This is a genomic window from Erythrobacter sp. WG, assembly GCF_026586795.1.
Classification (GTDB): domain Bacteria; phylum Pseudomonadota; class Alphaproteobacteria; order Sphingomonadales; family Sphingomonadaceae; genus Erythrobacter.
This window is the reverse complement of sequence record NZ_JAPFGY010000009.1, coordinates 76651-103269: the sequence shown is the minus strand read 5'-3', so window position 1 is coordinate 103269 and position 26619 is coordinate 76651. Positions and strand designations below refer to the sequence as shown.

Genomic DNA, 26619 nt, shown 5'->3' with positions numbered 1-26619 from the left:
GCTGTGGTGGGGCGAGCGCCGGGTGCGGGCGCGCAGCTAGCCGCGCAGGGCCTGTGTCAACGCGCCGCCGCGCGCACAGGGCCTGCCTCAGCGCACCGCCGCGCGCCGGGGTTCTGCGATCGGCGCGGCGCGCTGGAGGATCTCCTCGACCATGCCGAGCGACTTCACGTCGTCGACGTCGATCGCAAGGCGTCCGTCGGCAAGGACGAGCGGTTCCACCTTCACACCGAGGCGGCGCGAGACACTGGCGAACATCGCCCGCAGGCTCAGGAGGCGGGTGGCGAAGAGCAGCGCGTTGAGCGGCCCGAAGGCCTTGAGTATCCGGCCCTTGGTCTTCAAGAACTGCCCGCCGGTGGCGAAAGGCTCGGCAGCGCGCAGCGCTGCGCGGTCCCGCAGCCAGAACAGGTTGCAGTTCGAGAAGGCGCCGTCCCGGAACTCGTAATAGCGGCCCTTGCCGCCCGGATGCGCCGCAAGGATCGCCTCGCGCGGGGCAAGCGCGACGAGAGCGTGGGCCGCGCCCGAACCGGCCGCATCCATGGCGAGGATCGCGTCTTCGGTCAGAAGCACGTTGTCGGCGGTGGTGACGAGCAGCGGGAAACTCGCCATCTCGGCTGCGGCGAGCACGCTGCCGAGCAGCGTGCGGCGCGCGGGCAGGGTCTCGAGGCGGCCCGAAGCGCGCAGCCGCACCAAGGTCGGGTCGCGCCACAGCACGTCTTCCTGTTCGATCGCCACGAGGATGCGCGCAGTCGGCAAGGCGTGCGCCAACGTCTCGGCGACATAGGCGATCGCCGCGCGGCCCAGCACCGGCGTCATGCACTTGTGCGCGATCCCCAGCGCCTCTTCGAGCGGGTCGCGCCGGTCGGGCCGTTTGCCCGCCAGGATCAAGACAGTCCCGATAGTCGCCATGCACCCGTGCCCGGAAAGAGGAGCCCAATACTTTCAGGCGTTACGCCGGACAGGTACGATGCCTCCCCGACGACCTCCAGTGCAGATCGTAACCCAGGTTAGGATTTTCAAGAGCCATTTGGCCGTGCGGCATCACCGACGCCGCACAGGCACCTCCGTCACCAGAGCCCGTTTGCCATCGCGCACTGGCGGGCCGCCTCGCGTTCGCTGGTGCTGGGCGGGTGCGCCGAGGGATCGACGGCGGGCAAGGGGCCGCCGGGTCCATAGGTGGCGATGATCGTGCCCTGCGCCGTGACCCGCTGTTCGAGCGGCTCCAGCCGGCCCGGGCCCGTGCCCTCGCCGAACAGGCGCTTGCCCGGCCCGAGCACCAGCGGGTAGATCATCAGCGTCAGCCGGTCGATCAGCCCCGCCGCAAGCAGCGGCGGGTAGAGCGTGCTCGAACCCTGGATCAGCAGGTCCGGCCCGTCGGTCTCCTTCAAGGCGGCGACCTCCGCGATCCCGCGCAGGTGATGGCTGTTCGCCCAGTCGAGCTGCGGTGTTCCGCGCGAGAGGACATATTTTCCCGCCTGCGTGAACGCCTCTCCCATCGCCGCTTCCTCGCCTGCGACATAGGGCCAGTAGGCGGCGAAGATGTCGTAGGTGCGCCGCCCCAGCAGCAGGTCATAGGGACGGCCGAAGATGCGGCCGAGTTCCTCCTCGACCCCCGGGTCCCAAGCGCCAAACACCCAGCCCCCAGCATCGAAGCCGCCGGTCGGGTCCTCGCTCGGCCCGCCGGGGGCCTGCATGACGCCGTCGAGCGAGACGAAGGCGGCGGCGTTGATCCTGCGCATCAGGCTTCTCCCTTCCGTGCGGCGTCGATCGCGGCGACATCGATCCTCGTCATGGTCATCATCACCGCAAAGGCGCGCGCAGCTTCGTCGCCGCCCGCCGCCAGCGCCTCAGTGAGGGTGCGCGGGGTGATCTGCCAGTTGAGCCCCCAGCGGTCCTTGCACCAGCCGCAGGCGCTCTCCGCGCCGCCATTGCCGACGATCGCGTCCCAGTAGCGGTCGGTCTCGGCCTGGTCCTCGGTCGTCACTTGGAAGCTGAAGGCCTCGGTGTGCGGGAAGATCGGCCCGCCGTTGAGGCCGAGGCAGGGGATGCCGAGCACGGTGAACTGGACGGTCAGCACGTCGCCCGCCTTGCCGCCGGGAAAATCGGTCGGCGCGCGGTGGACGGCCTCGACCCGGCTGTCGGGGAAGACCCCGGCATAGAAGCACGCAGCGTCCTCGGCAGCGCCGTCGTACCACAGGCAGATGGTGTTCTTGTGCATCACTGCCTCCCTCGCGTGAGCCGCGCCCCGACGAGACCGAACAGTGCGCCCTGCGGATCGCGCGCCACCAGCGAGAAGTCCCCGCCGGGGATCTCGCCCGGGTCCTCGACGAGCGTTCCCCCGCTCGCGGCAAGCTGCGCGACGGCGGCATCGATGTCGGGCACCCGGAAGTAGAACAGCCAGCCGCTCTGCCCGGTGACGTCGTTGCAGGCCATCGCAGCGCCGACCGCGTGGTCGCCGTGGACGAGGAAGCGGTAGCTGCCGTGCTCGCCCATCGGCATCGCGCCTTCCTGCCGCCAGCCGAACAGGCCGGTGTAGAAGGCAATGGCCGCATCCGGATCGGTCGCGGCAAGCTCGTTCCAGGCGCAGGTGCCGGGGGTGGGCGTGTATTTCGAGAAGGCGCGCGCCGGGCGGCCCGAGCGGTCCTCGATGAGGTAGAGGGGCGCGCCTTGAGGATCGGCGACCATCGCGAAGGGGCCGACCCCGGGGATGGCGAGGCCTTCCATCAGCACCCGGCCCCCGCCCGCCCGAAGCGCATCGATCGCAGTGGCGAGGCGGTCGACCTGCACATAGCCGATCCAGACGGGCCGCGCCCCCTTCGCCGCCATGCCTTCGGTCAAGGCAAGGACCCCGCCGATGGGCTCGCCGCCGGCAAGGACCATGCGATAGCCGTGGTTCACGGCGTCGCCGGTCGCGAAGTACCAGCCGACGAGCGGACCGTAGAAGGCCTCGGCGGCGGCGGGGTCGGGCGTCAGGAGCTCGTACCAGGTGAAATCGCCGTGGCGGGGCGGGGCGTCCGCAATGTCGGCGGGCGCGGGGGCGGCGGCGCTCATTGCCCGATGTCCACAACCGGCACGAAGCCGCCGAAGATCATCCGCTTGCCGTCGAAGGGCATGGCGTTCTTCGCTTGGTCCATGCGCGGGTCGTCGAAATCCTCGGCCATCATCTTGGCGAAGGCTGCATCGCGGGTCGCCTTGTCGGGCCATTCGATCCAGCTGAAGGCGACGCTCTCGCCCTCCTGGGCATCGACCGCGCGGCGGAAGTCGGTGACCTTGCCGTCGGGGATCTCGTCGCCCCAGCACTCGACAACGCGCAGGGCGCCCATCTCGATGAACACGCTGTCCGCGTTGGTGGCATGATCGATGAAGGCCTGCCGGTTTCCTGCCGGCACGGGAATGACGAAGCCGTCGATATACATGGGTGTTCTCCTCTCCTCGGACGGTCGATTGTCGCGCGACTCGTCCCCTTGCGCCTTGTCCGCCCGGGGGTTACTTTCGTCAACTATGGAGTTACCAAAGGAAACCAAAAACGAGACGAGCCGAGGCGCGGCTCCCGCCGTCGGCCACGGTCGGTGGTATAACGATGCCTGCGGCACCGCCTTCGGACTCGAGGTGATCGGCGAGCGCTGGGCGCTCTTGGTGGTGCGCGAGCTGATGCTCGGGGCCCGGCGCTTCTCCGACCTGCGCAGCGCCCTTCCCGGCATCAGCGCCAAGGTGCTGACCGAGCGGCTCGCCGCGCTCGAGGCGGCGGGTGTGGTCGAGCGGCGCATCCTGCCCCCGCCGGGCAAGGCGCAGGTCTATGCCCTCACCCCCTGGGGCCTCGCCGCCGAGCCGCTGATCCAGGAGCTGGGGCGCTGGGCGGCGCAGTCGCGCGCCCATGATCCGCGCCTGCCGCTTTCGGCGGTGTCGCTGATGCTCAGCTTGCGCACCATGCTCGACCGTGACGGCCTCGCGCCCTTTACCGGCAAGCGGATCGGCTTCGTGATCGGTGCGGAGAGCTTCCTCGCCGAGCCGCAGGCACGCGAGCTGCCGATCCGCCGCGCCGGCGCGGACGACGCCGACGCGGTGTTCCGCGCGCCCAGTGCCGATGTGATCGCCGCCGGGATCTATGCGGGCGTGCCGTGGTGGACGCTGGCGCAGGACAGCGGCCTCGCGATCACCGGCGACAGCGCGCTGGCGGTCCGCTTCGCCCGTCTCTTCCGCCTTCCGCCTCCGCTCGCGTGACAGCGCCCTCCGGCCTCATCGCAGGCTCGGGGCGGCTCAGGGCACATCGCCGTCCCCGCCCGGCGCGGCTGACCTATGTGAATGCCGCGCTGCCCTCGCATCCCCAGCCTCGCGCCCGCCAAGCACAGGAGGAAATGCCATGGCCGACGACACCATCAACACCGACGAAACCCGCGAGCTGATTTCCTCGAACAAGGTCGAGGGCACCGCCGTCTACGATTTCGAGGGCGAGCGTCTGGGCACGATCACGAGCTTCATGGTCGACAAGCGCTCCGGGCAGGCTGAATACGCCGTCCTGCAGTTCGGCGGGTTCCTCGGCATCGGGGCCGATTACTACCCGGTGCCCTAGCAGATGCTGAGCTACAGCACCGACCACGGCGGCTATGTGGTCGATCTCGACAAGGATATGCTGGAAGAAGCCCCGCGCTATGCCGGCGACGACGATGCGCCGCTGTACGACGCGGACTACGACCGCGCGGTCAACACCTACTACGGCGTGACCTACTGATCGCCGCGCTTCGGCCCCGTTCCCGAAGCGGGAGCGGGGCCGTCACTCCGTCGGGTCGAGCGTTTCGGCCACTTCCCTGGTCTTGCGCGCCGGCAGCGCGATCATGCCGAAGATGAACAGCGCAAAGACGAGGCAGATCGCGTTGGGGATGATCAGCGTCCATTCCCCCTTCAGCGCCCCGAAGGTGGTCCACGAGGCGAAGCTGAGGCACGTCAGCGCGAACATCGCGAGGCTCAATCCCTTGGTGGAGCGCTCGCGGATGATCTTCCACGCCTGCGGGGTGAAGCTCGCCACCGAGGCCGAGGCGCCGATGGTGCCGATCACGGTCGTCCAGTCGAATTCCATGCGCGCTCCTGACAATCGCGGGTGACAAGCGGACCCGGCGGGGCGACGCGGCAGCGTCGCCCCACCGGGCTCCCTCGCATACCTTCAACTGCCGACAATCGTTCCGCCGTTGGGGTGAAGAACCTGCCCGCTCATGTAGCTCGAATCCTCGCAGGCGAGGAACAGGAAGCTGGGCGCGACCTCGTTGGGCTGGCCGGGCCGGGCCATCGGGGTGTCCTCGCCGAAGCTTTCGAGCTTCTCCTCGCTCGCCCCTCCAAACGGGTTCAATGGCGTCCAGATCGGCCCCGGCGCGACGCCGTTCACGCGGATGCCCTTCTTCGCGAGGTTCTGCGAGAGCGAGCGGGTGAAGGCGGTGATCGCGCCCTTGGTCGCCGAATAGTCGAGCAGCTCGTCGGCGCCCTTGTACATGGTCACCGAGGTGCAGTTGATGATCGCGGCGCCCTCCTTGAGGTGCGGCATCGCCGACTGCACCATGTAGAACATCCCGAAGACATTGGTCTGGAAGGTGCGCTTCAGCTGCTTCTTGCTGATCTGGGTCACCTCCTTGTCAGGGTGCTGCTCGCCGGCGTTGTTCACGAGGATGTCGATCTTGCCGAACTTGCGCACGGCAAGGTCGACGATCTCGCGGCAGTGATCGGGATCGCCGATGTCGCCGACGATGGTCACGGCCTTGGCGCCTTCGTCCTCGACCATCTCGGCGGTGGCCATCGCGTCCTCCTCTTCCTCGAGGTGGGAGATGACGATGTCCGCGCCCTCGCGGGCGAAGAGCACGGCGACGGCGCGGCCGATGCCGCTGTCCCCGCCGGTGACGATCGCCACCTTGCCCTCGAGCCGGCCGGAGCCGGGATAGCGCGGCTCCCAATCGGGCTTGGGCTGAAGGTCGGCCTCGAGACCGGGCAGGTCGCCCTCGTGCATCTTGGAGACGATCTTGGACATGGGGGTGGTTCCTTGTTTGGGGTGGGGGATCAGGAAAGGGTGACGTCGAGCACCATCATCAACGCCAGCCCCGCCATCAGCGCGGGCGTGGCCGAGCCGTGGGCGATCTGGCGGCGGGTGTGGGGGATGATCTCGGAGACGACGACGAACAGCATCGCGCCCGCCGCAAAGCCGAGCGCCCAGGGCAGCATCGCGGCGGACACCCCGGCAAGCGTGACCGCGAGCGCGCCGCCCAGCGGCTCGACAAGGCCGCTGGCGAGCGCGGCGAGCGTGGAGCGGGTGCGGCTCCAGCCGAGGCTGGCGAGAAGCGCAGCGACCGCCATGCCCTCGGGAATGTTCTGAAGACCGATGCCCAGCGCCGTCGCCCAGCCGAGCGCTGCATCGCCGCCCATGAAGCTGATGCCGACCGCCGCACCTTCGGGCAGGTTGTGCAAGGTGATGGCGAGCGCGAACAGCGCAACGCGCCGCTCGTCCGCCACACCGAGGGCCGCGCCGAGCCGGTCGGGGAGGCGGCCTCCGGCAGCCAATGCCTCGGCGAAGACACCGAGCCGCCCCATCGCCAGCGCGCCCAGGCACACCGCGGCGAGCACGGCGAGGGCCGCGAAGGCGGGCGAGGCGCCCCCGCCCAGCATCCGGTGCCAGGCCGGCAGGATCAGCGAGAACATGGCGGCGGCGATCATCACCCCCGCGGCGAAGCCGATGAGGAGGTTCTGCCGGCGCGGATCGGGCGGCCCCGAGGCGGCGACGAGCAGCCCGCCGATGCCGGTCATGGCACCGGCAAGGAGGCTCGCCGCCAGCCCGAGGAACGCCGCCTGCGACATCGCCGCCTTGCGTCAGTCCGCGTCGTCTTCGACCGGCGGCCCCGCGCCGAGGTCGACCCCGGTGAGCGGATCGCTGTTCGGGTCGGACTTGGTCCGCAGCGTCATCGCCTCCACGGTCTTCATCTGGTCGGAGGGCAGCTTGACCTCGGCCATGCCCTCGCCGCCGTCGGCAGGGACGGTCATCTCCTCCTCGTCGGTGCGCTCCCACTCCGGTCCGCTGCTCCACGGCCCGTCCATGTCGCCGGGGCCGGTCGAGGCGTTAACGTAGAGCCGGTCGTAAGGCTCCATCCCCGGCAGGCGGCCCGGTGGGAAATTGTCCGCCATCGCGTAGAGCGCCTTCTCGAAGCTCTTCTGGTGGGCGATCTCGCGGGTCATCAGGAAGCCGAGGGCGTCCTTGATGCCCGGATCGTCGGTGATCGCGATCAGCCGCTCGTAGATGATCTTCGCCCGGCTTTCGGCGGCGATATTGGACCTGAGGTCACAGGTCGGATCGCCGCGCGAATCGACATAGGCCGCCGTCCAGGGCACGCCCGAGGAATTGGTGAGCGCCGGGCCGCCGCCGTAAAGGATCGCCTGGGTGTGGCTGTTCCCGCCCGCCGTCAGCGACCGGTAGAGCTCCGCCTCCTCGAGCGCCGCCTCGGCGAGGTCGCTCTTGGCGCCCTTGTTGAGCATGGCGACGATCGAGCCGATCACCTCGAGGTGGGAAAGCTCCTCGGTGGCGATGTCGAGCAGCATATCCTTGCGGCCCGGATCTTCCTCGGCAAGGCCTTGCGTGAAGTAGCGCATCGCCGCGGCGAGCTCGCCGTCGGGCCCGCCGAACTGTTCGAGCAGGAGCGAGGCGAGCGCCGGGTTGGGCTCGGCGACGCGGACGGTGTATTGCAGACGCTTGTTGTGGCTGAACATTGTCGCAGCCTCCTTTGCAGTTTTGAGGGAGCCGCGCGCCAGCGGCTCCGTATCGATGATCAACGGGGAGCGTGGCGACCGCGATCGGCGTGGGTCAGATCACCCTGCTTTGGCATCCTCAACCAAATTACTATTGCCACGACAAGCGGCACACCGAGTATCCAGAGCGGCAGAATGGGGCCAATCATAGAAGACATACCAATTCCTCCCTTGGTCGTGTCAAAAGTTTATGTCCGCTCCATTTGCCTAGATTGTATTGCCGACCGATCGGACCCCATAACATGAGTTCGAAACGCCTTCCTTTCATCCGCCTAACAGCGTGATTCACATAGGTGAGACTGACAGATGTAATAATGGGCTAGATCAGGGCCATCGCCCGATACGCGATGCCGCCTGCCAGATCCCGGGCAGACGGCGACTCCTTCAAAAAGGCCCGACACGATGCATCGCCCGACCGAGATTTGCTCCCTCGCCAACCCCGCGCGGCGTCCGGTGATCGTCTGCTTCTCGCATCTGCGCTGGAACCTCGTGTTCCAGAGACCGCAGCACATCCTCACCCGCCTGCTCGGCCAGTTCGACGTGATCTACTGGGAGGAACCGCGCCACGAGGAGGGCTGCGAGGCGGCGTGGCTCGATTGGACGCTGATGGAAGACGGCCTCGTGCGCGCCGAGCCGGTGCTGCCGGCGGGCCTCGATGCCGAGGCAAGCGATGCGGCCCTGCGCGACCTGCTCGCGACGATGCTCGAAGGCGAAACCCGGCCGCTGGTGTTCTGGTACTACACCGCGATGATGCTGTCCTTCAGCAGCGGCATCACGCCCGATCTGGTCGTCTACGACTGCATGGACGAACTCGCCAATTTTGCCTTCGCGCCGGAGGACATCGCCCGGCGCGAGGCTGCGCTGATGGCGCGGGCCGATCTGGTGCTGTGCGGCGGCCGGAGCCTCTACGAAGCGCGCGCCAACCGTCACCACAACATCCACTGCGTGCCTTCGGGCGTGGACGTCGCGCATTTCGCGCGCGGGGCGGGCGGGCTGCCCGATCCTGCTGACCAAGCCGGCATCCCCCGCCCCCGCCTTGGTTTCTACGGGGTGATCGACGAACGCATGGATCTGGACCTGCTCGCCGCCGCCGCGGCGGCGCGCCCCGACTGGTCCTTCGTCATGGTTGGCCCGGTGGTGAAGATCGCGGAAGGCGATCTCCCGCGCGCCGCCAACATCCACTGGCTCGGGCGCAAGGACTATGCCGAGCTGCCCGCCTACGCCGCCGGCTGGGACGTCGCGCTGATGCCCTTCGCGATCAACGCTGCGACAGAATTCATCAGCCCCACCAAGACCCCCGAATACATGGCGAGCGGCCTGCCGGTGGTCTCCACCCCGGTGCGCGACGTCGTGTCGGGATACGGAGAGTTCGACAGCGTCGCCATCGCTGCCGACGCGGATGGCTTCGTGGCTGCCTGCGCGGCTTTCCTGCGCGCATCCGACACGGCCCGCGCGCATTGGCGCAGCGAAGCGCGCGATTGCCTTGCCGACCAGAGCTGGGACGGCATCGCCGCCCGCATCGCCCGCGAGATCGAGAACGGATTCGCGCTGCGCAGCCGTGCCTCCTCGCCCGGCGCAGCGCCCGGTCGCGCCAAGCGGCATTACGACGTGCTCGTGGTCGGTGCCGGTTTCGCCGGATCGGTCATGGCCGAGCGCCTCGCCGCCGGATCGGGCCGTTCGGTCCTGGTGATCGACAAGCGCGACCACATTGCGGGCAATGCCTTCGACCACAAGGACGAGGGCGGCATCCTGATCCACAAATACGGGCCGCACATTTTCCACACCAACAGCCGCGACATCCTCGACTACCTGTCGCGCTTCACCCGCTGGCGGCAATACGAGCACCGCGTGCTCGCCGAGGTGGAGGGCCAGCTGGTGCCGATGCCGATCAACCGCACGACGCTGAACGCGCTCTACGGGCTCGACCTGAAGACGGAGGAGGAGGCGGAAGCCTATCTGAAGTCCGTCGCCGTGGACGTGCCGGAGATCAAGACCTCGCGCGACCAGGTCGTCGCGCAGGTAGGTACCCATCTCTACGAGAAGTTCTTCCAAGGGTACACCAGGAAGCAGTGGGCCAAGGACCCGAGCGAGCTCGACAAGTCGGTCGCCGCGCGCGTGCCGGCCCGGACCAACACCGACGACCGCTACTTCACCGACACCTACCAGTGCATGCCCTTGAACGGCTACACCGCGATGTTCGCCGCCATGCTCGACGAGCCGCGCATCACGGTCATGACCGGGATCGCCTTCGACGAGCTGCCCGCCGACATCACCTGGGACCACCTCGTGTGGACCGGCCCGATCGACGAGTATTTCGGCCACCGCCTCGGCAAGCTGCCCTACCGTTCGCTGCGCTTCGAGCACGAGCACCTGCCTGTCGAGCAGGTGCAACCCGTCGCGGTGGTGAACTATCCTGACTACGACGTGCCCTACACCCGGATCACCGAATACAAGCAGCTCACCGGCCAGGTCGCGCCCAACACCAGCATCACGCGCGAATATCCGGCGGACGAGGGCGATCCCTACTACCCGATCCCCAATGACGAGGCGCAGGCGATGTACAAGCGCTACGACGCGCTCGCCCGCGCCCAGCGCGACGTGACCTTTGTCGGGCGGCTGGCGACCTACCGCTACTACAACATGGACCAGATCGTGGGCCAGGCGCTCGCCACGTGGCGGCGGCTCGATGCGCGCTGGCGCGAGGAGGCCCTTGCCGGGACCGGGGCGGTGGCGGCCGAATGAAAGAGGCCGCCGCGCTCGATCGCGGGGCGGCCCGCCGCGTCGCCCCTCCAGCGGACGGGGCGGCGTGGATCCGCTGTGCTCCGGGCGCGCCCTATTTCGAGACCGAGGCGGGCGAGCCGTGGATGCCGGTTGGCCACAACGAAGCAGTCACCTGGCCGCGCCTCGCGGGCCTCCACCGCCGCCGGGACGCCGCTGCGGTCGAAGCGCATTTCGCCGATCTCGAGGCGCACGGCGTCAACTGCCTCAGAGTGATGCTCGACTACAGCCAGGTTCATCACCGCGCGCTCGAGCACCGGGTGGGGGCGTTCAGTCCGGCGATGGTGCGAATGTGGGACGATCTCATCGCGCTGGGCGAGAAGCATCATATCCGCTTCCTGCTCACCCCCTTCGACACCTTCTTCATGGTCAAGCGCTGGAAGCATCACCCCTACTCCCGGCACCGGGGCGGGCCGGCCGCGCGGCTAGAGGATATGTTCACCTGCCGCGAGACCCGCGCCGCAGTGATCAGCCGGCTGCTGTTCGCCACCCGCCGCTGGGGCCACAGCCCGGCGGTCTTCGCCTGGGACCTGTGGAACGAGATCGACGCCTACTATGCCGACGGCGACCTTGCAGCGACACACGACTTCGTCACGGACGTGTCCACAGCCCTGCGCGCGGAGGAGGAGCGGCTCTACGGACGTGCGCATCTCCAGACCGTGTCGGTGTTCCACCCCAACCTCGTCGCCACCCCGGCTCTGGGCGAGGTGATCTTCCGCCACCCCGCGATCGATTTCGTGAGCGTGCACCTTTACGAGGAAGGGCCGCTGGATGCGCCGCGCTCCTCGCTCGAGCCGGCCGAGGCGACGGTGCGGCTGATGACCCAAGCGCTTGCCGAGACGCCGCAGGGTCGCCCGGTGCTCGATACGGAGCATGGCCCGGTCCATACCTTCGTCGATCGCCGCGTCACCCTGCCCGACAGCTTCGACACCGCCTGCTTCCGCCGCACCCAATGGGCGCACATCGCCGCCGGCGGCGCGGGGGGAGGGATGCGCTGGCCATACCGCCACCCCCACCATCTCCTGCCCGCGATGCACCGGGCACAGGCGATCTTCGCCGACTTCCTTCCGCTGATCGACTGGCAGAGCTTCCGGCGCGAGCCGCTGGGCGATCGCCTGACGGTCCACGACTTCGCCGGGCTCGCCTGCGGCTGCGCCGACGAGCGCCAGGCGGTGATCGTGCTGCTGGGCAGCGAGACCGACGGCGCGGTCTCGCGCCAGCTCGACATCAAGGGTCTCGCTGCAGGGTGCTACGACGTCACCCAGGTCAACACCATCACCGGCGCCCGCGAGGCTTGCCAGGTGCACACCCGGCAGGACGGATCACTGGTGGTGCTGACCATGGCCGGCGTGCAGGACATTGCGCTCGCCGTCACATTCCAGCCCGGCGGCTGCTAACCCCGCTCGCCGGCGAGCGTCCGCAGCCCGATCTCCACTGCCGCCAGGCTGACGAGGTTGCGCACGTCGCGGCGGGGACGCTCCCCATAGTCGATTCGGGTCACCGAGGTGTGGCCCGACACTGCGGCAGCGACGAAGGTGACGCCCGGCCCCTCGTCCTCCTCGGGATCGGACGCGCCGGCAAAGCCCGTTACGGCCAGCGCCAGCCCTGCACCCGAGCGCTTCAGGCACCCTTCCGCCATCGCGCGGGCGACCGGCTCACTGACGGCGCCCTCGCGCTCAAGCATATCGCCATCGACCCCGAGCAGTTCGCGCTTGGCGTCCTTGGTGTAGGTCACGAACCCGCGGTCGAAACCGTGGCTCAGCCCCTCGATATCGGTGCACAGCGAGGCGAGGAAGCCGCCGGTGCAACTCTCCGCCGTGACCAGCGCGATGTCCTTTTCCTCGAGCTTCTCGAGCAATGCCTTGGCGGCCGCATGAAGTTCCCCGATCTCGGGAACGGGGCGCTCGGCGAGCGCCAGTACGTTGTCGGTCATGAAGCGCAGATCGCGAATTGGGGCATGGCGGAAGGTCCATCGAAGCTGGGGTGGGGTGCGTCCCAGTGTCGCGCCGGGGCAGCGCGGCGGCACACGCCTATGTTAATGCCCACTCCACCCACCTGCGCCACCACTCCGCTCGACCTCAGCCTTCACGTAAAGGACGACGCATGGCAGCCCGCGCCTACTGGTCCGGCCAGATCCGCCTCGCGCTGGTCTCGATCCCCGTCGAGATTTTCAGCGCCACCAAGACGGGTGCGCAAATCCGCTTCAACCAGGTCCATAAGCCCAGCGGCAAGCGCATCGCCTATGAAAAGGTCGTCCCCGGCATCGGCCCGGTGAAGCGCGAGGACATCATCAAGGGCTACGAGGTCGAGAAGGGCGAATATGTCCTGCTAGAGGAGCGCGAGATCGAGGCGGTGAAGCTGGAGAGCAAGCGCACGCTGGAGCTGGTGCAATTCGTGGGCGCGGACGAGATCGACCCGCTCTATTTCGAGAAGCCCTACTACGTCGCGCCCAAGGACCAGCTCGCGGAAGAAGCCTTCGTGGTGCTGCGCGAGGCGCTCAGGACGTCGAAGAAGGTCGCGCTCGGACAGCTGGCGCTGCGCGGAACCGAGAAGCTCGTGGCGCTGAAGCCCTGCGGCAAGGGGCTGCTGCTGGAAACGCTGCGCTATGCCGACGAGGTGCGCGCCGGCCGCGCCTTCTTCAGCGAAATCGACGATATCAAGCCCGACGCCGAGCTGCTCGACCTCGCCACGACCTTGATCGACAAACGCACCGCGCCCTTCGAAGCGGGCGAATTCGAGAACCGCTATGTCGAGGCGCTGCGCGCGCTGATCGACAAGAAGGCGAAATCGAAGACCGGCAAGGCGATCATCGAGGACGCGGGCGAACCCGCCAGCCGCGGCAGCAATGTCGTCGACCTCATGGCGGCGCTCAAGAAGTCGGTCGGCACCACCGGCGGGTCAGCCGCAGCGAAGAAGGCACCCGCCGCGAAGAAGCCGGCAGCAGCCGCGAAGGCTCCCGCCAAGAAGGCGCCGACGAAAAAGGCCGCTCCGGCGAAGAAGGCGCCCGCCGCCGCCGCTCGCAAGCGGGCCTGAGCGGACGCGGATGGCACGACGCGCCGATCCGCTCGCGGACTACAACGCCAAGCGCGACTTCGCGCGCACCGCCGAGCCCAGAGGCGAGGCCGCGAAGGGCACCGGCAACACCTTCATGGTCCAGAAGCACGCCGCGACCCGGCTCCACTGGGACCTGAGGCTCGAGGTGGACGGCGTGCTGAAGAGCTGGGCGGTCACCAAGGGGCCGAGCCTCGATCCAGCGGTAAAGCGCCTCGCGGTGCGCACCGAGGACCATCCGCTCTCCTACGCCACGTTCGAGGGCACCATCCCCAAGGGCGAATATGGCGGCGGCACGGTGATGCTATGGGACCGCGGCATCTGGACCCCGATCGCGGGCAAGAGCGCGAAGGACCTTGAGGAAGGCCACCTCCACTTTATCCTCGAAGGCGAGCGGATGAAAGGCGAATGGATGCTGATCCGCCTCAAGCGCAAGCCCGGCGAGAAGCGCGAGAACTGGTTGCTCAGGAAGGTCACGGACGATTTTGCCGAGGAGGGCGACACTCTCGTCGAGCAGGCGCTCACGAGCGTCGTGACAGGCCGCTCGATGGCCGAGATCGAGGCGGGTAAGAGGGGCAAGGCGCTACCCTCGAAGTCCGTTCGTGTCGAGCGCAGTCGAGACACCCCGCCCAGCCCCCCGACTTCGCTCGAGGCGAACGGAGGTGGCGCGAGGTCGAAGAAGGCGAAGCGCAAGCGAGCCGGCAAGCTCCCCGCCTTCCGCAAGCCCCAGCTCGCCACCCTTGTCGACACCGTGCTGACGGGGAACGACTGGATGCACGAGATCAAATTCGACGGCTATCGCGCGCTCGTCGCGGTCGCGGGGGATGAGGTCAGGGTCTACACCCGAACCGGGCAGGATTGGACCGACAAGTTCGCCCCGCTTGTTCGCGCCATCGCCGCGCTCGACCTGCCGCCCGCCCTGATCGACGGCGAGATCGTCGCGCCGGGCAAGGACGGGAATCCCGATTTCTCGACGTTGCAGAACGTCCTGAAGCGCGGGCACGGCTCGCAGGGTGCGGAGGATGCCCTCGCCTTCCATGCCTTCGATCTGCTGGAGGCGGACGACGAGGACCTGACAGAGCTCTCCAACATCGAGCGCAAGGAGCGTCTCGCCGCCCTCCTCGCCAATGCCGAAGCGCCGATCCACGTCGCCGACCGCGTCATAGGCGCGGGCGAGCGATTGTTCGAGGCGATGTGCAAGGCCGGGCAGGAGGGGATCATCGCCAAGGCGATCGACGCGCCCTACGCGGGGCGGCGCACGAGGAGCTGGGTCAAGGTCAAATGCACCCGGCGGCAGGAGTTCGTGATCGCCGGCTTCAAGGCCTCCACCGCGCGCGCCCGCCCCTTCGCCTCGCTGCTGCTCGCGCAGAACGAGGGCGGCGCTCTTGTCTACAAGGGCAATGTCGGCACCGGCTTCGACACCGATACCATGGCCGACCTCGCCGCGCGGATGAAGCCGCTCGTGCGGCTGACCCCGCCGATCGATGTCGATCGCGCCGCTGCGCGGGGGGTGACATGGCTCACCCCCAAGCTCGTCGCCGAGGTCGCCTTCGCCGAATTCACCGCCAGCGGCAGCGTGCGCCATGCAAGCTTCATTGGCCTGCGCGCCGACAAGCCCGCAACGGCCGTCAGGCCCGAGCGCCCCCGGCCCGCTCCGAAGGCGGCAAGCGATGTCGCCATCTCCAGCCGCGATCGGGTCATCTTCCCCGAAAGCGGCGAGACCAAGGGCGACCTGGCCGATTACTATGCTGCCATCGCCCCCTTGATGCTGCCCTTCCTCGGCGATCGTCCGATCAGCCTCGTGCGCTGCCCGCAGGGGCGGGCGAAGAAGTGTTTCTTCCAGAAGCACGACACCGGCAGCATGGGCGATGCGGTCCGCCATGTCCCGATCCGCGAGAAGGACGGCGGCAACGAGGATTACCTCTACGTCACCGACACACGCGGCATCCTGCAATGCGTCCAGATGGGCACCATCGAGTTCCACGTATGGGGCTCGCGCGCCGATGCCGTCGAGCGGCCGGACCGGATGATCTTCGACCTCGATCCCGATGCGGGGCTCGGCTTTGGCGACGTCCGGCAGGCCGCGCAGGACATCGCAAAGCACCTCGCCGATATCGGCCTTGCCTCGGTGCCGATGCTGTCCGGCGGCAAAGGCGTTCATGTGGTCGTGCCGCTGACCCCCGGCCACACCTGGGAGACGCACAAGGACTTCGCACGCCGCTTCGCCGAGGCGCTGGCGCAGGCCGAACCCGACCGGTTCGTCGCGACGATGAGCAAGGCGAAGCGCACGGGCAGGATCTTCATCGACTGGCTGCGCAACCAGCGCGGTGCCACCGCCGTGGTGCCCTACTCTGCCCGCTCGCGGGAGCGCGCGCCGGTCGCGGCGCCGATCACCTGGGACGAACTCGCCAGCTTCGACAGCGCCCAAGCCTTTGCCATCGGCGACGCGGAGGCCCTCACGAAACGCGCCGCATCCCCTGCGCTCAAGGGCTGGGGGTTCGCCGCACAGAACCTCCCCGACGTTTAGGCCCGCTCGGCGCGGTTGAAGTGCAGGTAATTGGAATTGAACATCGCAACCCGCTTCAGCCGGTCGAGATCGCCGATCCGCAGTTGCTTGTCCGACAGCTCGATCAGCCCCTCGCGACGCATCTCCTGAAGCGTGCGGTTGAGGTGCACGAGGCTGAGGCCATTGGCTTCGGCGAGATGGTTCTGGGTGATCGGGAAATCGAAACTGTGGCCCGTGGCGAGCCCGACCGCCTGGAGCCGGTAGTAAAGCTCCACGAACAGATGCGCGAGCCGCTCCAGCGGCGAGCGCTGCCCGATCGACAGGAGCCATTCGCGCTGAATGCCGCTCGTCACCATCTCGTGCCACAGCAGCGCACGCAGCAGCTGCGGGCGCTCCTCGATGACGGACTGGAATTGCTGGGGCTGGATCTCGTAGTAACGCACCGCGGTGAGCGCGCCGATCGAGTGATCAAGCTCCTTCAGGATGTAGATGTTGAGGTCGCAGAAATCGCCCGGCAGGAAGAAGCCGACGATCTGGCGCCGCCCGTCGGGCAAATCCTTGTAACGGCACGCCCAGCCCGACACGAGCAGACGCACTACCGAAGGGTTTTCGCCTTCGCGCGCGATATCGCTGCGGGCATCGCCGACGCACACGGGCCCTGCTTCGAGCGTCAACAGCGCCGTGCGATCTTCTTCCTGCAAGGGCATATAGCGGCCCAGCAGGCGAAACAGGGGTTCGATTCCGGCAGCGGTCAGTGTCGTCATCTTCGTCAGTCCTGATCCTCGCCCAGAATGGGCAGCGGGCGCAGAAAACCGAATGGCGAAAGGACGCGCCTTAACGCACATTAGCTGCGCGATGAGGTGCGAAGCACCCCGGTGCCCCGGCGACAGCGGACAGCCCCGGACCGTTCGCGAGGTTCAGTACGTCGCCGGCGGATCGCTGGCAGGGAAGCTCTGATCGCTCGCTTCGTCGACTTGCGTCCAGGTGCCCGGGGGCGTGTCTCGCATCGCCTCGGGTCCAGCATCCCGCACAGGGCTCGCGCCATGACCGGACTGATCGGGGGCGAATGCGGCGCGCGGGGCGGCGCGTCCGGTCTGCTGGCGCTGCGCAAAGACGTAAGCGGCGGCGCCGACGGCGAACAAGGTCAGGATCATACGCATGGAAAGGGTCCTCGAATAGTCGGCGCAGTGGGCGACGCGACAGTTGCGGCGGTTCTTCCATTGCGCGCGGCGCAAGTCCTTATCCTGCATCAGGGCAATGGTGGACTTGCCCGCTCGTCAACCTATGTTAGCAAGCGTTTCGGCACGATCTACTATCCGACGAGACCCGGAAAAATCGAGCGCATGGCGGACAGACTCCACGATCCTGGCGAAACGCTGTTCGCCGCCGCCTTCCAGGCGCTTCCCGAGCCGGCTTGCCTGGTCGAGCCGATCTTCGGCGAAGACGGCACCCTCGTCGATCTGGCCTATGTGACGGCCAATGATCGCATGGCTGAGCAGCTCGGGGTGGACAATATCGCGGGGCAGACGCTGCGCAGACGTTGGCCGGACATCGCGGATGACTGGATCCGCGACTTCGCGCAAGTCTTCGCCTCGGGCGAGCCCGTGGTGGTGATCCGCCAGAGCTCGCGCGATGACAACTACTACCAGACGACGCTCACCCCGGTGCCCTTTGGCGACACGACCGCAGTGATGGCAACGATCCGCGACGTCTCGAACGAGCATCGCGCCCGCGCCCGCCACCGCGAGGCCGATGCGCGCTACAAGCTGCTGTTCGACACGATCGACGAAGGCTTTTGCATCGTCGAGGTCATCTTCGACGATGCCGGCAAAGGCCGCGATTACCGGTTCATCGAGGCCAATGACGCCTTCGTCGGCCAGACCGGGTTGATCGATCCGATCGGCAAGACGATGCGCAGCCTCGAGCCCGATATCGAGGATTACTGGGCAGAGACCTACGGACGCATCGCGCGAAGCGGAGTGGCCGAGCGCTTCGAAAGTGCCTCGCCCGCCCTTGGGCGATGGTTCGACGTTTTCGCCTTTCCTATCGGCGAGAATGCCCCGAACCAGGTCGGCATCCTGTTCGAGGACGTCGGCGAGCGCAAGCGGATGGAACTCGCCCTGCGCCACAGCGAGAAGCGACTGCAATCGCTGATCGACGCCACGTCGGACCTTATCTTCCGCTTGAGCCCCGATTGCTCCTTGATGGAGCAGGTCGGGGGCAAGCAGCTGCTCGGCGACGTCGGCGAGCAGAGCGACTGGCTCGAGCGCTTCGTGATCGACAGCGACCGCGAACTGGTCCGCTCCGTGATCGACGACGCCAAGGCGCGCTGCGGCCCGTTCCATGTCGAGAACCGCGTGAGGACCGCCGATGGCGCGGTCAGCTGGCTGTCATCGCGCGCGGTCCCGGTCTTCGACGAGGACGGGACGATCACCGAATGGTTCGGCATGGCGACCGACATCACCGCGCGCCGCCACAGCGAGCAGCAGATCGATCACGGCGCGCAGATGCTGCGGATGGCCAGCGAGATCGGCAAGGTCGCGCTGTGGGACTGGAACGTCGAGAGCGGCGAACTCGTCTGGTCCGACGAGCACTTCCGGATCGAGGGCTACGAGGTCGGCGAAGTCACCCCGACTTACGAGCTTTGGGCCGAACGGGTCCATCCCGAGGACCGCGCCGAGTGCGACCGCAAGGTGGCGCAGGCGATGCGCAGCGGCGGGGATTACGTCAACGAATACCGCATCTGCCAGCCCGGCGGGGATGTGCGCTGGGTGTCGGCCCGCGGCCGGTTCCTCTATGACGAACAGCATCGACCGATCCGGATGCTCGGGGCGCTGATCGACATCACGCAGCGGCGGCGCGAGGAGGAATGGCAGCGGTTGCTGGTGGCCGAGCTCCAGCACCGGGTCCGCAACCTGATCGGCATGGTCCGATCGGTGGCGCGGCTGTCGGCGCCCTCGCACCGCAATGTCGACGACTATGTCGATCACCTCATCGGCCGCCTCCAGGCGATGGGACGAACGCAGAGCACCCTGACCCGCTCGCCGGGGCGCACCGTCGACCTATCGGAACTGGTGCGCGAGGAGCTGGTAGTTCACGCCGTCCAGCCCGATATGTGCCATGTCGACGGACCGGAGGTGGCACTCTCGCCGCACGCCGCCGAGATCGTGACGCTTGCCATCCACGAACTTGCCACCAATTCGGTCAAGTACGGCGCGCTGGGCGATACCGGCTACATCCGCATCATCTGGTCGACCGAAGAGAAGGAGTCCCGGACCTGGGTTTCGCTACGCTGGCAGGAGACAGCACCGCGCGGCAAGACGAAGAACAACCGCAAGGGTTTCGGTCGCCGCCTGATCGAGGAGCGCGTGCCTTACGAGCTTGAGGGCATGGGACGTTTCACGGTGCACGATACCGGAATGCTGGCGGAACTCGAATTCCCGCTGTCCGACACCGGCAGCATCCTCGAAACGCGCTCGTGACGAAGGACACGACCATGACCGACAATCCGCTCGCCGGCCGCCGCATCATCATCCTCGAGGACGACTATTACCAGGCGCACGACAGCAAGGACACGCTGGAGGAAGCCGGGGCGACGGTGATCGCCGTCACGGCGACCGTGCCCGATCTTGCCCCTCATCTTGCAGGCGGACCGATCGATGCGGTGCTGATCGATATCAACCTCGGGCGCAGCCTGTCCTTCGACTTCGCGCGGACCCTGCGCAGCAACGCGATCCCGTTTCTGTTCCTGACCGGCTACGATGCCGGGATGCTGCCCGAAGATCTCGCGGCAAGCCCCTACATCAGCAAGCCTGCCGACCGGGCAAGAATCGTGAAAGGACTGACCGAGCTTATCGCCGGTCAGTCCTGATCACGCCTTTCTCGCTCGGGAAGCTCAGGCCGCGACGACCCGGAGGTGCTCGCGCTCGAATTCCATCTGGGTGCGGGGCGCCAAATAGGCCGGATCGAACCCGGCAATCTGCTGCAAGGTCCGCAAATCGAGGATCGCCAGCTGCTTGGATCGCAGCGTGATCAGTTCCTCCTGTCGCAACTGCTGAAGCTTGCGGTTGATGTGCACCGGGGTGAGGCCGAGCACGTCGGCCAGATCGTCCTGCGTCAGCGGGAAATAGATCTGGTTGCCGATCTTCGGATCGACCATCGACAGGCGATAATGCGATTCGCAGATAAGGTGCGCCATCCGCTCGAGCGCATCGCGCCTGCCGACATTGACCACCCAGGACGAAAGCACCGCATTCTCCATGCAGCCGTAGCTGCGCATCGCCTCGCCGACGGCAGGGAAGCGGTCGATCACGCGGCGCATATCGGAATGCAGGATGTTGACGATCTTGCAGGGGCTGAGGGTGATGACCTCCTCGATCGCGATCCCGTCGGGAGAAGAGTCGAAGTAGAATGCATCCCCGGGCAACAATAGGCGGGTGATCTGACGGGCTCCGTTGCGCAGGATCTGGTAGCGCGCGGCCCAACCGCTCAGGATCACCGGAAAAGAGACCATCTCGTCGCCATCGCGCGAAAGGTACTTCTTCGCTCCGATTTCCCGGGGCTGCCTGCACAGCTCCTCGACGGCTTCGATCTCCTGCTCGTTCAGTTCGGCAGCATGCATCAGTCTAAGCAGAAAGGCGTTGGACACTTGCGTGCTCCTTCATTGGATACGGGATCCCAATGTCCCCTATTGGCCGAAAATTTGCTCACTCAAAAGCTACGTGTCCAGACGATCGCCTGTCGACCCGTCGGGAAGAGAACGATGCCAAGCGCAGCCGGTTCCTGCAATTTATCGCAGATTACGAACCGCACGTCCCTCGGCCGCCGCCCTCTGCGTTGGGAGGCTCGCGCAAATGCTCGCCTGTCAACAGCGTTTTCCGACGAGGCGTGGCCTGCGACGGACGAAGGCCCCGCGCGGTGAACAGCCGCCGCATGACGGCGGGCGGCCGTCCATCAGTAATGCAGGATAGGGGGTGGCTGTCCCCTTGATGAGAGCCTTCTCGCAGGATTCGGACGTGCGCAACGCACGTCGGGAGCCGGAACACGGAAAGGAACTGACATGGCACAAGATCGCAATTCGAACCGCGAGAACGAAAGACAGAGCGGCCGCCAAGGCGAAGAGATGCACGCCAGCGAAGATCAGCGCGGCGGAGGGGCGGGCTCGCAGGGCGGACGCAGTTGGGGGGACAGCCAGCAGGGTGACAACGACCGCTATGTGCGCGACCAGCAGGGCCAGGGCAGCTACGGTGGCCAAGGCAACCGAGGCAACCAAGGCGGCTACGGCAGTCAGGGCGGCTATGGCGGCTATGGCGGCCAGGGCGACGGTTACGGAGATCAGGGCTATGGCGGCCAGAGCAATTTCGGCGGCGGCAGCAGCTTCGGCGGACAAAGCCACCATGGCGGCCAGGGCGGCGACGGTCCTCAGGGCAGCTACGGCCAGAAGCGGCAAGGCTCCTATGGCCAGGGCGGGCAAGGCTCCTACGGGATCGGCACCGGAGGCACCTATGGTCAGGGGTCCTACGGCAGTCAGAGCGGCTACGGCAGCAGCCACCAGAGCGCCGGCGGGGCGGGCGGCTTCGGGCATAGCGGCCAGGGCGGCAACGATGCGCTGATGGGCAGCGCGCAACATGGCCAGAGCGCCTGGGGGCAGGGCCAGCAGGGGTCCGGGCCGCAGAACCTCAGTATGCAGGGCCAGGGCCATCAGGGCCACCATCACGACCACAGCTACAGTCAGTGGCGCCAGAAGCAGATGGAACAGTTCGACAACGACTACCACGAGTTCCGTCAGACCCAGCAGGACGAGTTCAACACCAAGTTCGACGAATGGCGCAAGCAGCGCAGCAGCCAGGAAAGCGGCAGCAGCAATCCCGCCTCGTCGGGCAACTCCGGCTCGCAGACGAGCGGCAAGTCGGGCTCGTCCCCCGGTTGAACCGACCGGCGGGCTTGGCTGCTCGTCGCCCGCTTCCTCCGGCGCCCCGGACCCACGTGGTTCGGGGCGCTTCCTTTTCGAACGTCGGCAGGAAAATCGGCGGGCGGCATGAGAACCCAACACAGGTTAGAGCGTGCTGCACGTAGGGTGGACAGAGTGGTCGACGCCCGAGGGTTCCCGATCTCTCCGGCATTGGATGGTCAGGTCGCCAAGGTTTCCATTTCGCCTGATCATTTGCCCCAAAGCAACTCCCCCGCCCAGCGATGGGCGGGGGTCTTTTTTTGCGTGCCGCGCCCTTGCGCAGGAAAACGCCTGCGGAAGCGTCTCGCTCCCGCAGGCGTTTGGTGGGTCGAGCCGGCGGATCAGCCGATATCGACGCGCTCGAAATAGTCGCGGTATTCCATGCTCATCCGCTGGCGTTCTTCCATGGGCGCATAGCGGATCACGTCGGGGAGCCAGCTGCTCTCTTCCTGATAGACATGCTGCTGCACGGCGCTTTCGATATGATCGAGCTTCTCGTGCCATTCCTGCGTGCCGGGGGCGAGCTTCTGCAAGGCGGCGAGCTGGACCTTGGTCATGGCGTGTTCCTCATAAGCCATGCCGGCATGGGCCTTGCTCGAATGGTCGGAGATCTCCGGATAGATCACCGCCTCTTCGGCCATCGAATGGGCGTTAAGGAGGATCGCGAGCTCCTCGACCACGGCCTGGGCGCCGTCCCCATTGCCGGCACGGGCTTCGGCGAAGAGTGCCTCGATCTGGCGGTGCTGGTCGAGAATGTCCTGCGCGAAGGGTTCGCTGGCAGCCAGCTGTTCAAGTTGTTGGCGGGCTTCCATGCGCTGCTGGTCGGTGGCGGCGGGCGCGATGGCGGCGGCGATGCGGTCGAGGAAAGACATGGCATTTCTCCTTAGAGAGGTCGTGCCGCAACCTTAGAAAATCTGCGTCGGAGAGCCTTTTCCTGCGTTCCTAATCCCCTTTAGGGCCAACCGATGAGCGGCCCCCCATGCCTGCCCAAGCGGGGGCAAGCGATCAGGGCTCATGGGTTATCACGAATTCCTGCTGTTCGTCGGCCTCGCGATCGTCGCCGCGACATGGCTGCCCCGCTTCGTATCGGGGCGCGAGCCTGCGTCCTCTTCGCTGCTGATCCTGGCAGGCGTCGCGGTCGCACTCCTGATCGACGAGCCGCCCCCCCTCTTCGCGCCGATGTCCGACCCCGAATGGTGGGAGATCCTCAGCGAACTTGCCGTCGTCGTCGCGTTGTTTGCCACCGGGATGCGGCTCGATGTGGTGCGGCCTTTCGCACGGTGGCAGGCGACATGGCGGCTGCTCGCGATTGCCATGCCGCTGAGCATCGGTGCGATGGTGCTGGTCGGGTTCGCCGCCGGCCTCCCGCTGGCGGCCGCGCTGCTGCTCGGCGCAGTGTGCGCGCCGACCGATCCGGTGCTGGCGGGCGACGTGCAGGTCGGCCCGCCCACCGAGGGCGGCGAACACCCGGTGCGCTTCGCCCTGACCGCCGAGGCGGGCCTCAACGACGGCCTTGCGTTCCCCTTCGTGTATCTCGCCATCGCCGCGATCGCCGGCCTCACGGCGACGGAGGCCCTGCAATGGGCGGCCTACGATCTCGTCTACCGGATCGTGGTCGGGGTGGCGATGGGTGGGCTCGTCGGCTGGCTGTTGGGGCAGGTGGTGTTCCGCTGGCCTGCCAGGAATATGCTTGCCGACACGGGTTCGGGCGTCCTCGCCCTCGCCGGGGTGCTGGTCTGCTACGGTGCGACCGAGTTCGTCCACGGCTACAGCTTCATCGCCTGCTTCGTCGGCGGGCTCGTGTTCCGCCATATCGAATCCGAGCACCACTTCCACAGCGCTCTCCACCTGTTCAACCTTGCGATCGAGCACGCCCTCACCGCCGTGCTGCTGCTGATGGTCGGCGCGGCGCTCGGCACCTACCTGCCACTGGTCGAATGGCGGCACGTCGTCATCGCGGCGAGCCTCATCTTCGTGGTTCGCCCGATCACCGGGTGGATCTCGCTGGCCGGCACCGCTCTCGACGTCCGCGAGCGCCTCGTCACCGCCGCCTTCGGCGTGCGCGGGATCGGCAGCGTCTACTACCTCGCCTTCGCGGCCGGATCGGCCGCCGCAATGCCGAGCGTCGGCGAGTTGTGGGTCGTGGTGCTCGTCACCATCGCCATGTCCGCCGTGGTGCACGGCCTCACTTCGGGCACGGCGCTCCAGCGCATCCGCGCCGATGTGCCCGTCACCGGCGAGGAAGCCGCGCCGCAGGTGGAGCGCACCCTATGACCGGCCCGCCGCTTGCACTCCTCCTCGACTTCGACGGGACGCTGGTGCCCGTCGCCCCCGTGCCGGATGCCGTCGCCGTGTCGGATGACGTGCGCACGCTCGTCAGCGCGGCGGCAGCGCGCCTCGAAGGGCGCCTTGCGCTGATCAGCGGGCGCTCGCTCGATCAGCTCGATGCGATGTGGGGCCGCAGCCTGTGGCCGATGACGGTCGCCGCCAGCCACGGGCTCGAGCTGCGCCACGATGGGCACCGCCGCGGACCCCCACCGCCGAGCATCTTCCCGCGGCTGATCCGGGAGATCCAGCACCGCTTCCCGCCCAGCGAAGGGGTGGTGATCGAGGCGAAGAGCTTCGGCATCGGCCTCCACTATCGCCTCGCTCCCGCCCGCCGCGAGGCGGTGCGCGCCCTCGCCGAGACGGCGGCAGCCGAGCACGACCTTGTCATCCAGCCGGGCGACATGGTCTACGAACTCCGCCTGCCCGGCCCCGACAAGGGCGATGCGGTGCGCGCGATCATGCAGCTCCCGCCGTTTGCCGGCAGCCGCCCGATCTACTTCGGCGACGACCTTACCGACATCCCGGCGATTGCCGCTGCCCGCGCGCTCGGTGGGTTCGGTTTCGCGGTCGGCGAGCGCATCGCCGGGCACGCCGATGCGACCGTCGCCTCTCCCGGCGAGGTGCACGAGCGGCTCGGCGCCCTGCTGCGCGGCGAGGACGCGGCTTTCATCACATAGGCGCTATTCTGCCACCGCGTCCCAGCCCAAGGGCGGCGCTCACGCGGCCGGCGCGACAGCTTGCCCGTCGCCACCATTCCAACCTGCTGAAAGGCTTGTCATGCCCCGTCTCATCGCCGTCTCCAACCGCGTGCAGATCGAGAGCCAGGGCGAACAGCGCGACCGCAGCGCGCTCGCCGTGGCGCTCGCCGCTGCGCTGCGCGAGAGCAACGGCTTCTGGTTCGGCTGGTCGGGTAGCGAGATCGAGACGTTTACCGGCCAGATCACGTTCCGCCGGATGGATGGAGTAGCGACCGCCGCAATCGATCTCGAACCGCAGGACGCCCGCGAATATTGCGACGGCTTTGCCAGCCGCACGCTGTGGCCGCTGTTCCACTACCGGCCGGACCTCACCGAGATCACCCGCGATTTCGCCGGAGGCTACGCCCGGGTGAACTGGCGCTTCGCCGAAACGCTGGCCCCTCTGATCGAGCCCGACGATCTGGTGTGGGTGCACGACTATCACCTGATTCCGCTCGGCCGGCACCTGCGCGAACAGGGCTTCGGCAACCGGATCGGTTTCTTCCTGCACATCCCCTGGCCGCCTGCCAGTCTGCTGCTGTCGCTGCCCGAGCACCGCGAGCTTGCGCTGGCGATGCTCGCCTATGACGTGATCGGATTTCAGGCCGACGAATGGCGCGCAGCCTTCCTCGACTATGCGGTGAACCACCTCGGAGCGACGCTGGACGGCGAGCACGTCGTCCTCGGCGAGTGGCGCACGCGGGCGATGGTGTGCCCGATCGGCCTCGACGCCGACGACTTCAGCGGCGCGGTGCACAGCCTGATCGCCCGCCAGGCCGAAACGCGGCTCGCCGTGAGCGCGCAGGGACGCAGTCTGGTGGTGGGCGTCGACCGCCTGGACCCATCGAAAGGTCTCGAGGAACGCTTCGCCGGGTTGGAGCGGTTGCTCGCCGATCGCCCGGAATGGCGCGACAAGGTGTTCATGCTTCAGATCGCCCCGCCCGCACGCGAGGACGCGCCGAGCTACCGCCGGATCCGCGACGCGCTCGATGCCTCCTCGGGGCGGATCAATGGCACTTTCGCCACGCTCGACTGGGTGCCGCTCCACTACGTCAACCAGCTGTTCTCGCGCGACGAGTTGTTCGGTATCTACCGTGCCGCGCGGGTCGGGCTTGTCACCCCGCTGCGCGACGGCATGAACCTCGTCGCCAAGGAGTACGTCGCGGCCCAGAACCCCGCCGATCCGGGGGTGCTGGTGCTGTCATGCTTTGCCGGCGCTGCGGCACAGTTGACCGAGGCATTGATCGTCAACCCGCACTCTCCCGAGGACATCGCCGAAGCCCTGGCACGCGCGCTCACCATGCCGTTGGCCGAACGGCAGGAGCGCCACAGAGCGATGATGGCCGGTATCACGGCCCAGGACGTGCGCTGGTGGTCGAACCGCTTTCTCGATGCGCTTGGCGATAACTCCGAACAGACGGCCGGGCCGTGCCTGATCGCCAGCGGGAGCCCCTCGGGCGCCTCATAGGCGAACCCCCGCACGAGCCCAAGGCTCGTGC

25 protein-coding genes and 1 pseudogene are annotated in these 26619 nt (G+C 67.5%); 12 read left to right on the top strand and 14 right to left on the bottom strand.

Features of this window, described 5'->3' with window-relative positions:
* Positions 1 to 87 precede the first annotated feature (87 nt).
* The 5 genes from OPU67_RS06890 to OPU67_RS06870 form a co-directional block, all read right to left on the bottom strand.
* Positions 88 to 906 (bottom strand): NTP transferase domain-containing protein, encoded by an 819-nt coding sequence (locus OPU67_RS06890; protein WP_267618624.1) that lies wholly within the window; start codon positions 904 to 906, stop codon positions 88 to 90.
* A 158-nt stretch (positions 907 to 1064) separates the two neighbouring features.
* Entirely contained in the window at positions 1065 to 1736 is a 672-nt protein-coding gene (locus OPU67_RS06885; protein ID WP_267618622.1) for a dihydrofolate reductase family protein, read from the bottom strand.
* Positions 1736 to 2215, bottom strand: coding sequence for a VOC family protein (locus tag OPU67_RS06880; RefSeq protein WP_267618620.1), 480 nt, complete (start codon positions 2213 to 2215; stop codon positions 1736 to 1738). The genes OPU67_RS06885 and OPU67_RS06880 overlap by 1 nt, the downstream gene beginning before the upstream one ends.
* Positions 2215 to 3048, bottom strand: a complete 834-nt coding sequence (locus tag OPU67_RS06875) for a VOC family protein (RefSeq protein WP_267618619.1) — start codon at positions 3046 to 3048, stop codon at positions 2215 to 2217. The genes OPU67_RS06880 and OPU67_RS06875 overlap by 1 nt, the downstream gene beginning before the upstream one ends.
* Positions 3045 to 3413, bottom strand: a complete 369-nt coding sequence (locus OPU67_RS06870) for a DUF1428 domain-containing protein (RefSeq protein WP_267618617.1) — start codon at positions 3411 to 3413, stop codon at positions 3045 to 3047. Before OPU67_RS06870 ends, OPU67_RS06875 begins: the two co-directional genes overlap by 4 nt.
* Before the next feature lie 85 nt (positions 3414 to 3498).
* Here OPU67_RS06870 and OPU67_RS06865 point away from each other — a divergent pair, with 85 nt between their 5' ends.
* Together OPU67_RS06865 and OPU67_RS06860 are read left to right on the top strand one after the other, a co-directional pair.
* Positions 3499 to 4218: a winged helix-turn-helix transcriptional regulator gene (locus OPU67_RS06865; protein WP_267618615.1), complete on the top strand. Its 720-nt coding sequence runs from the start codon at positions 3499 to 3501 to the stop codon at positions 4216 to 4218.
* Positions 4219 to 4357: 139 nt separating this feature from the next.
* Positions 4358 to 4726: pseudogene (locus tag OPU67_RS06860) on the top strand (PRC-barrel domain-containing protein).
* A gap of 42 nt (positions 4727 to 4768) precedes the next feature.
* On the opposite strand, the gene OPU67_RS06855 reads toward OPU67_RS06860, so the two are convergent.
* From OPU67_RS06855 to OPU67_RS06840, 4 genes are all read right to left on the bottom strand, one after another.
* Positions 4769 to 5071 carry a SemiSWEET family sugar transporter gene (locus tag OPU67_RS06855; protein WP_267618613.1) on the bottom strand — a complete coding sequence of 101 codons (303 nt, stop codon included), beginning with the start codon at positions 5069 to 5071 and terminating at the stop codon, positions 4769 to 4771.
* An 84-nt stretch (positions 5072 to 5155) separates the two neighbouring features.
* Complete coding sequence (locus tag OPU67_RS06850; protein WP_267618611.1) at positions 5156 to 6007, bottom strand: SDR family oxidoreductase; 852 nt, start codon at positions 6005 to 6007, stop codon at positions 5156 to 5158.
* A 29-nt stretch (positions 6008 to 6036) separates the two neighbouring features.
* Positions 6037 to 6828, bottom strand: coding sequence for a ZIP family metal transporter (locus OPU67_RS06845; protein ID WP_267618609.1), 792 nt, complete (start codon positions 6826 to 6828; stop codon positions 6037 to 6039).
* 12 nt (positions 6829 to 6840) lie between these two features.
* A complete protein-coding gene (locus OPU67_RS06840; protein ID WP_267618607.1) occupies positions 6841 to 7731 on the bottom strand; it encodes a manganese catalase family protein in 891 nt (296 codons plus the stop codon).
* Between the two features lie 441 nt (positions 7732 to 8172).
* On the opposite strand from OPU67_RS06840, the gene glf reads away from it, so the two are divergent.
* Together glf and OPU67_RS06830 are read left to right on the top strand one after the other, a co-directional pair.
* Positions 8173 to 10512 carry a UDP-galactopyranose mutase gene (gene glf / locus OPU67_RS06835; protein WP_267618606.1) on the top strand — a complete coding sequence of 780 codons (2340 nt, stop codon included), beginning with the start codon at positions 8173 to 8175 and terminating at the stop codon, positions 10510 to 10512.
* Positions 10509 to 11945, top strand: a complete 1437-nt coding sequence (locus OPU67_RS06830) for a hypothetical protein (RefSeq protein ID WP_267618605.1) — start codon at positions 10509 to 10511, stop codon at positions 11943 to 11945. The genes glf and OPU67_RS06830 overlap by 4 nt, the downstream gene beginning before the upstream one ends.
* Here the strand turns inward: OPU67_RS06830 and OPU67_RS06825 are convergent.
* Complete coding sequence (locus OPU67_RS06825; protein ID WP_267618603.1) at positions 11942 to 12481, bottom strand: CinA family protein; 540 nt, start codon at positions 12479 to 12481, stop codon at positions 11942 to 11944. The two genes, OPU67_RS06830 and OPU67_RS06825, sit on opposite strands and share 4 nt — an antisense overlap.
* Positions 12482 to 12651: 170 nt before the next feature.
* Between OPU67_RS06825 and OPU67_RS06820 the strand changes: the two genes are divergently transcribed.
* Both OPU67_RS06820 and ligD read left to right on the top strand, forming a co-directional pair.
* A complete protein-coding gene (locus OPU67_RS06820; protein ID WP_267618602.1) occupies positions 12652 to 13581 on the top strand; it encodes a Ku protein in 930 nt (309 codons plus the stop codon).
* 10 nt (positions 13582 to 13591) lie between these two features.
* Positions 13592 to 16126, top strand: coding sequence for a DNA ligase D (gene ligD / locus OPU67_RS06815; protein ID WP_267618601.1), 2535 nt, complete (start codon positions 13592 to 13594; stop codon positions 16124 to 16126).
* On the opposite strand, the gene OPU67_RS06810 is transcribed toward ligD, so the two are convergent.
* Positions 16123 to 16869, bottom strand: coding sequence for a Crp/Fnr family transcriptional regulator (locus OPU67_RS06810; RefSeq protein WP_267618599.1), 747 nt, complete (start codon positions 16867 to 16869; stop codon positions 16123 to 16125). The genes ligD and OPU67_RS06810 overlap by 4 nt on opposite strands.
* A 153-nt stretch (positions 16870 to 17022) precedes the next feature.
* Positions 17023 to 17355, bottom strand: coding sequence for a hypothetical protein (locus OPU67_RS06805; RefSeq protein ID WP_324255349.1), 333 nt, complete (start codon positions 17353 to 17355; stop codon positions 17023 to 17025).
* 93 nt (positions 17356 to 17448) lie between these two features.
* Between OPU67_RS06805 and OPU67_RS06800 the strand changes: the two genes are divergently transcribed.
* Together OPU67_RS06800 and OPU67_RS06795 are read left to right on the top strand one after the other, a co-directional pair.
* Positions 17449 to 19587: a PAS domain-containing protein gene (locus OPU67_RS06800; protein ID WP_267618597.1), complete on the top strand. Its 2139-nt coding sequence runs from the start codon at positions 17449 to 17451 to the stop codon at positions 19585 to 19587.
* 14 nt (positions 19588 to 19601) lie between these two features.
* On the top strand, positions 19602 to 19976 hold the full coding sequence (locus tag OPU67_RS06795) for a response regulator (protein ID WP_267618596.1): 375 nt from the start codon (positions 19602 to 19604) through the stop codon (positions 19974 to 19976).
* A gap of 24 nt (positions 19977 to 20000) precedes the next feature.
* Here the strand turns inward: OPU67_RS06795 and OPU67_RS06790 are convergent, their stop codons facing one another.
* A complete protein-coding gene (locus OPU67_RS06790) occupies positions 20001 to 20753 on the bottom strand; it encodes a Crp/Fnr family transcriptional regulator (protein ID WP_267618595.1) in 753 nt (250 codons plus the stop codon).
* Between the two features lie 411 nt (positions 20754 to 21164).
* Here OPU67_RS06790 and OPU67_RS06785 point away from each other — a divergent pair, with 411 nt between their 5' ends.
* Entirely contained in the window at positions 21165 to 22034 is an 870-nt protein-coding gene (locus OPU67_RS06785) for a hypothetical protein (RefSeq protein ID WP_267618593.1), read from the top strand.
* A 362-nt stretch (positions 22035 to 22396) separates the two neighbouring features.
* On the opposite strand, the gene OPU67_RS06780 is transcribed toward OPU67_RS06785, so the two are convergent.
* Positions 22397 to 22927 (bottom strand): hemerythrin domain-containing protein, encoded by a 531-nt coding sequence (locus OPU67_RS06780; RefSeq protein ID WP_267618590.1) that lies wholly within the window; start codon positions 22925 to 22927, stop codon positions 22397 to 22399.
* Between the two features lie 142 nt (positions 22928 to 23069).
* Here OPU67_RS06780 and OPU67_RS06775 point away from each other — a divergent pair, with 142 nt between their 5' ends.
* From OPU67_RS06775 to OPU67_RS06765, 3 genes are all read left to right on the top strand, one after another.
* Positions 23070 to 24329, top strand: coding sequence for a cation:proton antiporter (locus OPU67_RS06775; protein WP_267618588.1), 1260 nt, complete (start codon positions 23070 to 23072; stop codon positions 24327 to 24329).
* The gene (otsB, locus tag OPU67_RS06770; protein ID WP_267618586.1) at positions 24326 to 25060 is read left to right on the top strand and encodes a trehalose-phosphatase; all 735 of its coding nucleotides are present in this window, start codon (positions 24326 to 24328) and stop codon (positions 25058 to 25060) included. Before OPU67_RS06775 ends, otsB begins: the two co-directional genes overlap by 4 nt.
* Before the next feature lie 100 nt (positions 25061 to 25160).
* Positions 25161 to 26588 (top strand): alpha,alpha-trehalose-phosphate synthase (UDP-forming), encoded by a 1428-nt coding sequence (locus OPU67_RS06765; protein ID WP_267618584.1) that lies wholly within the window; start codon positions 25161 to 25163, stop codon positions 26586 to 26588.
* The last annotated feature ends 31 nt before the right edge of the window (positions 26589 to 26619 follow it).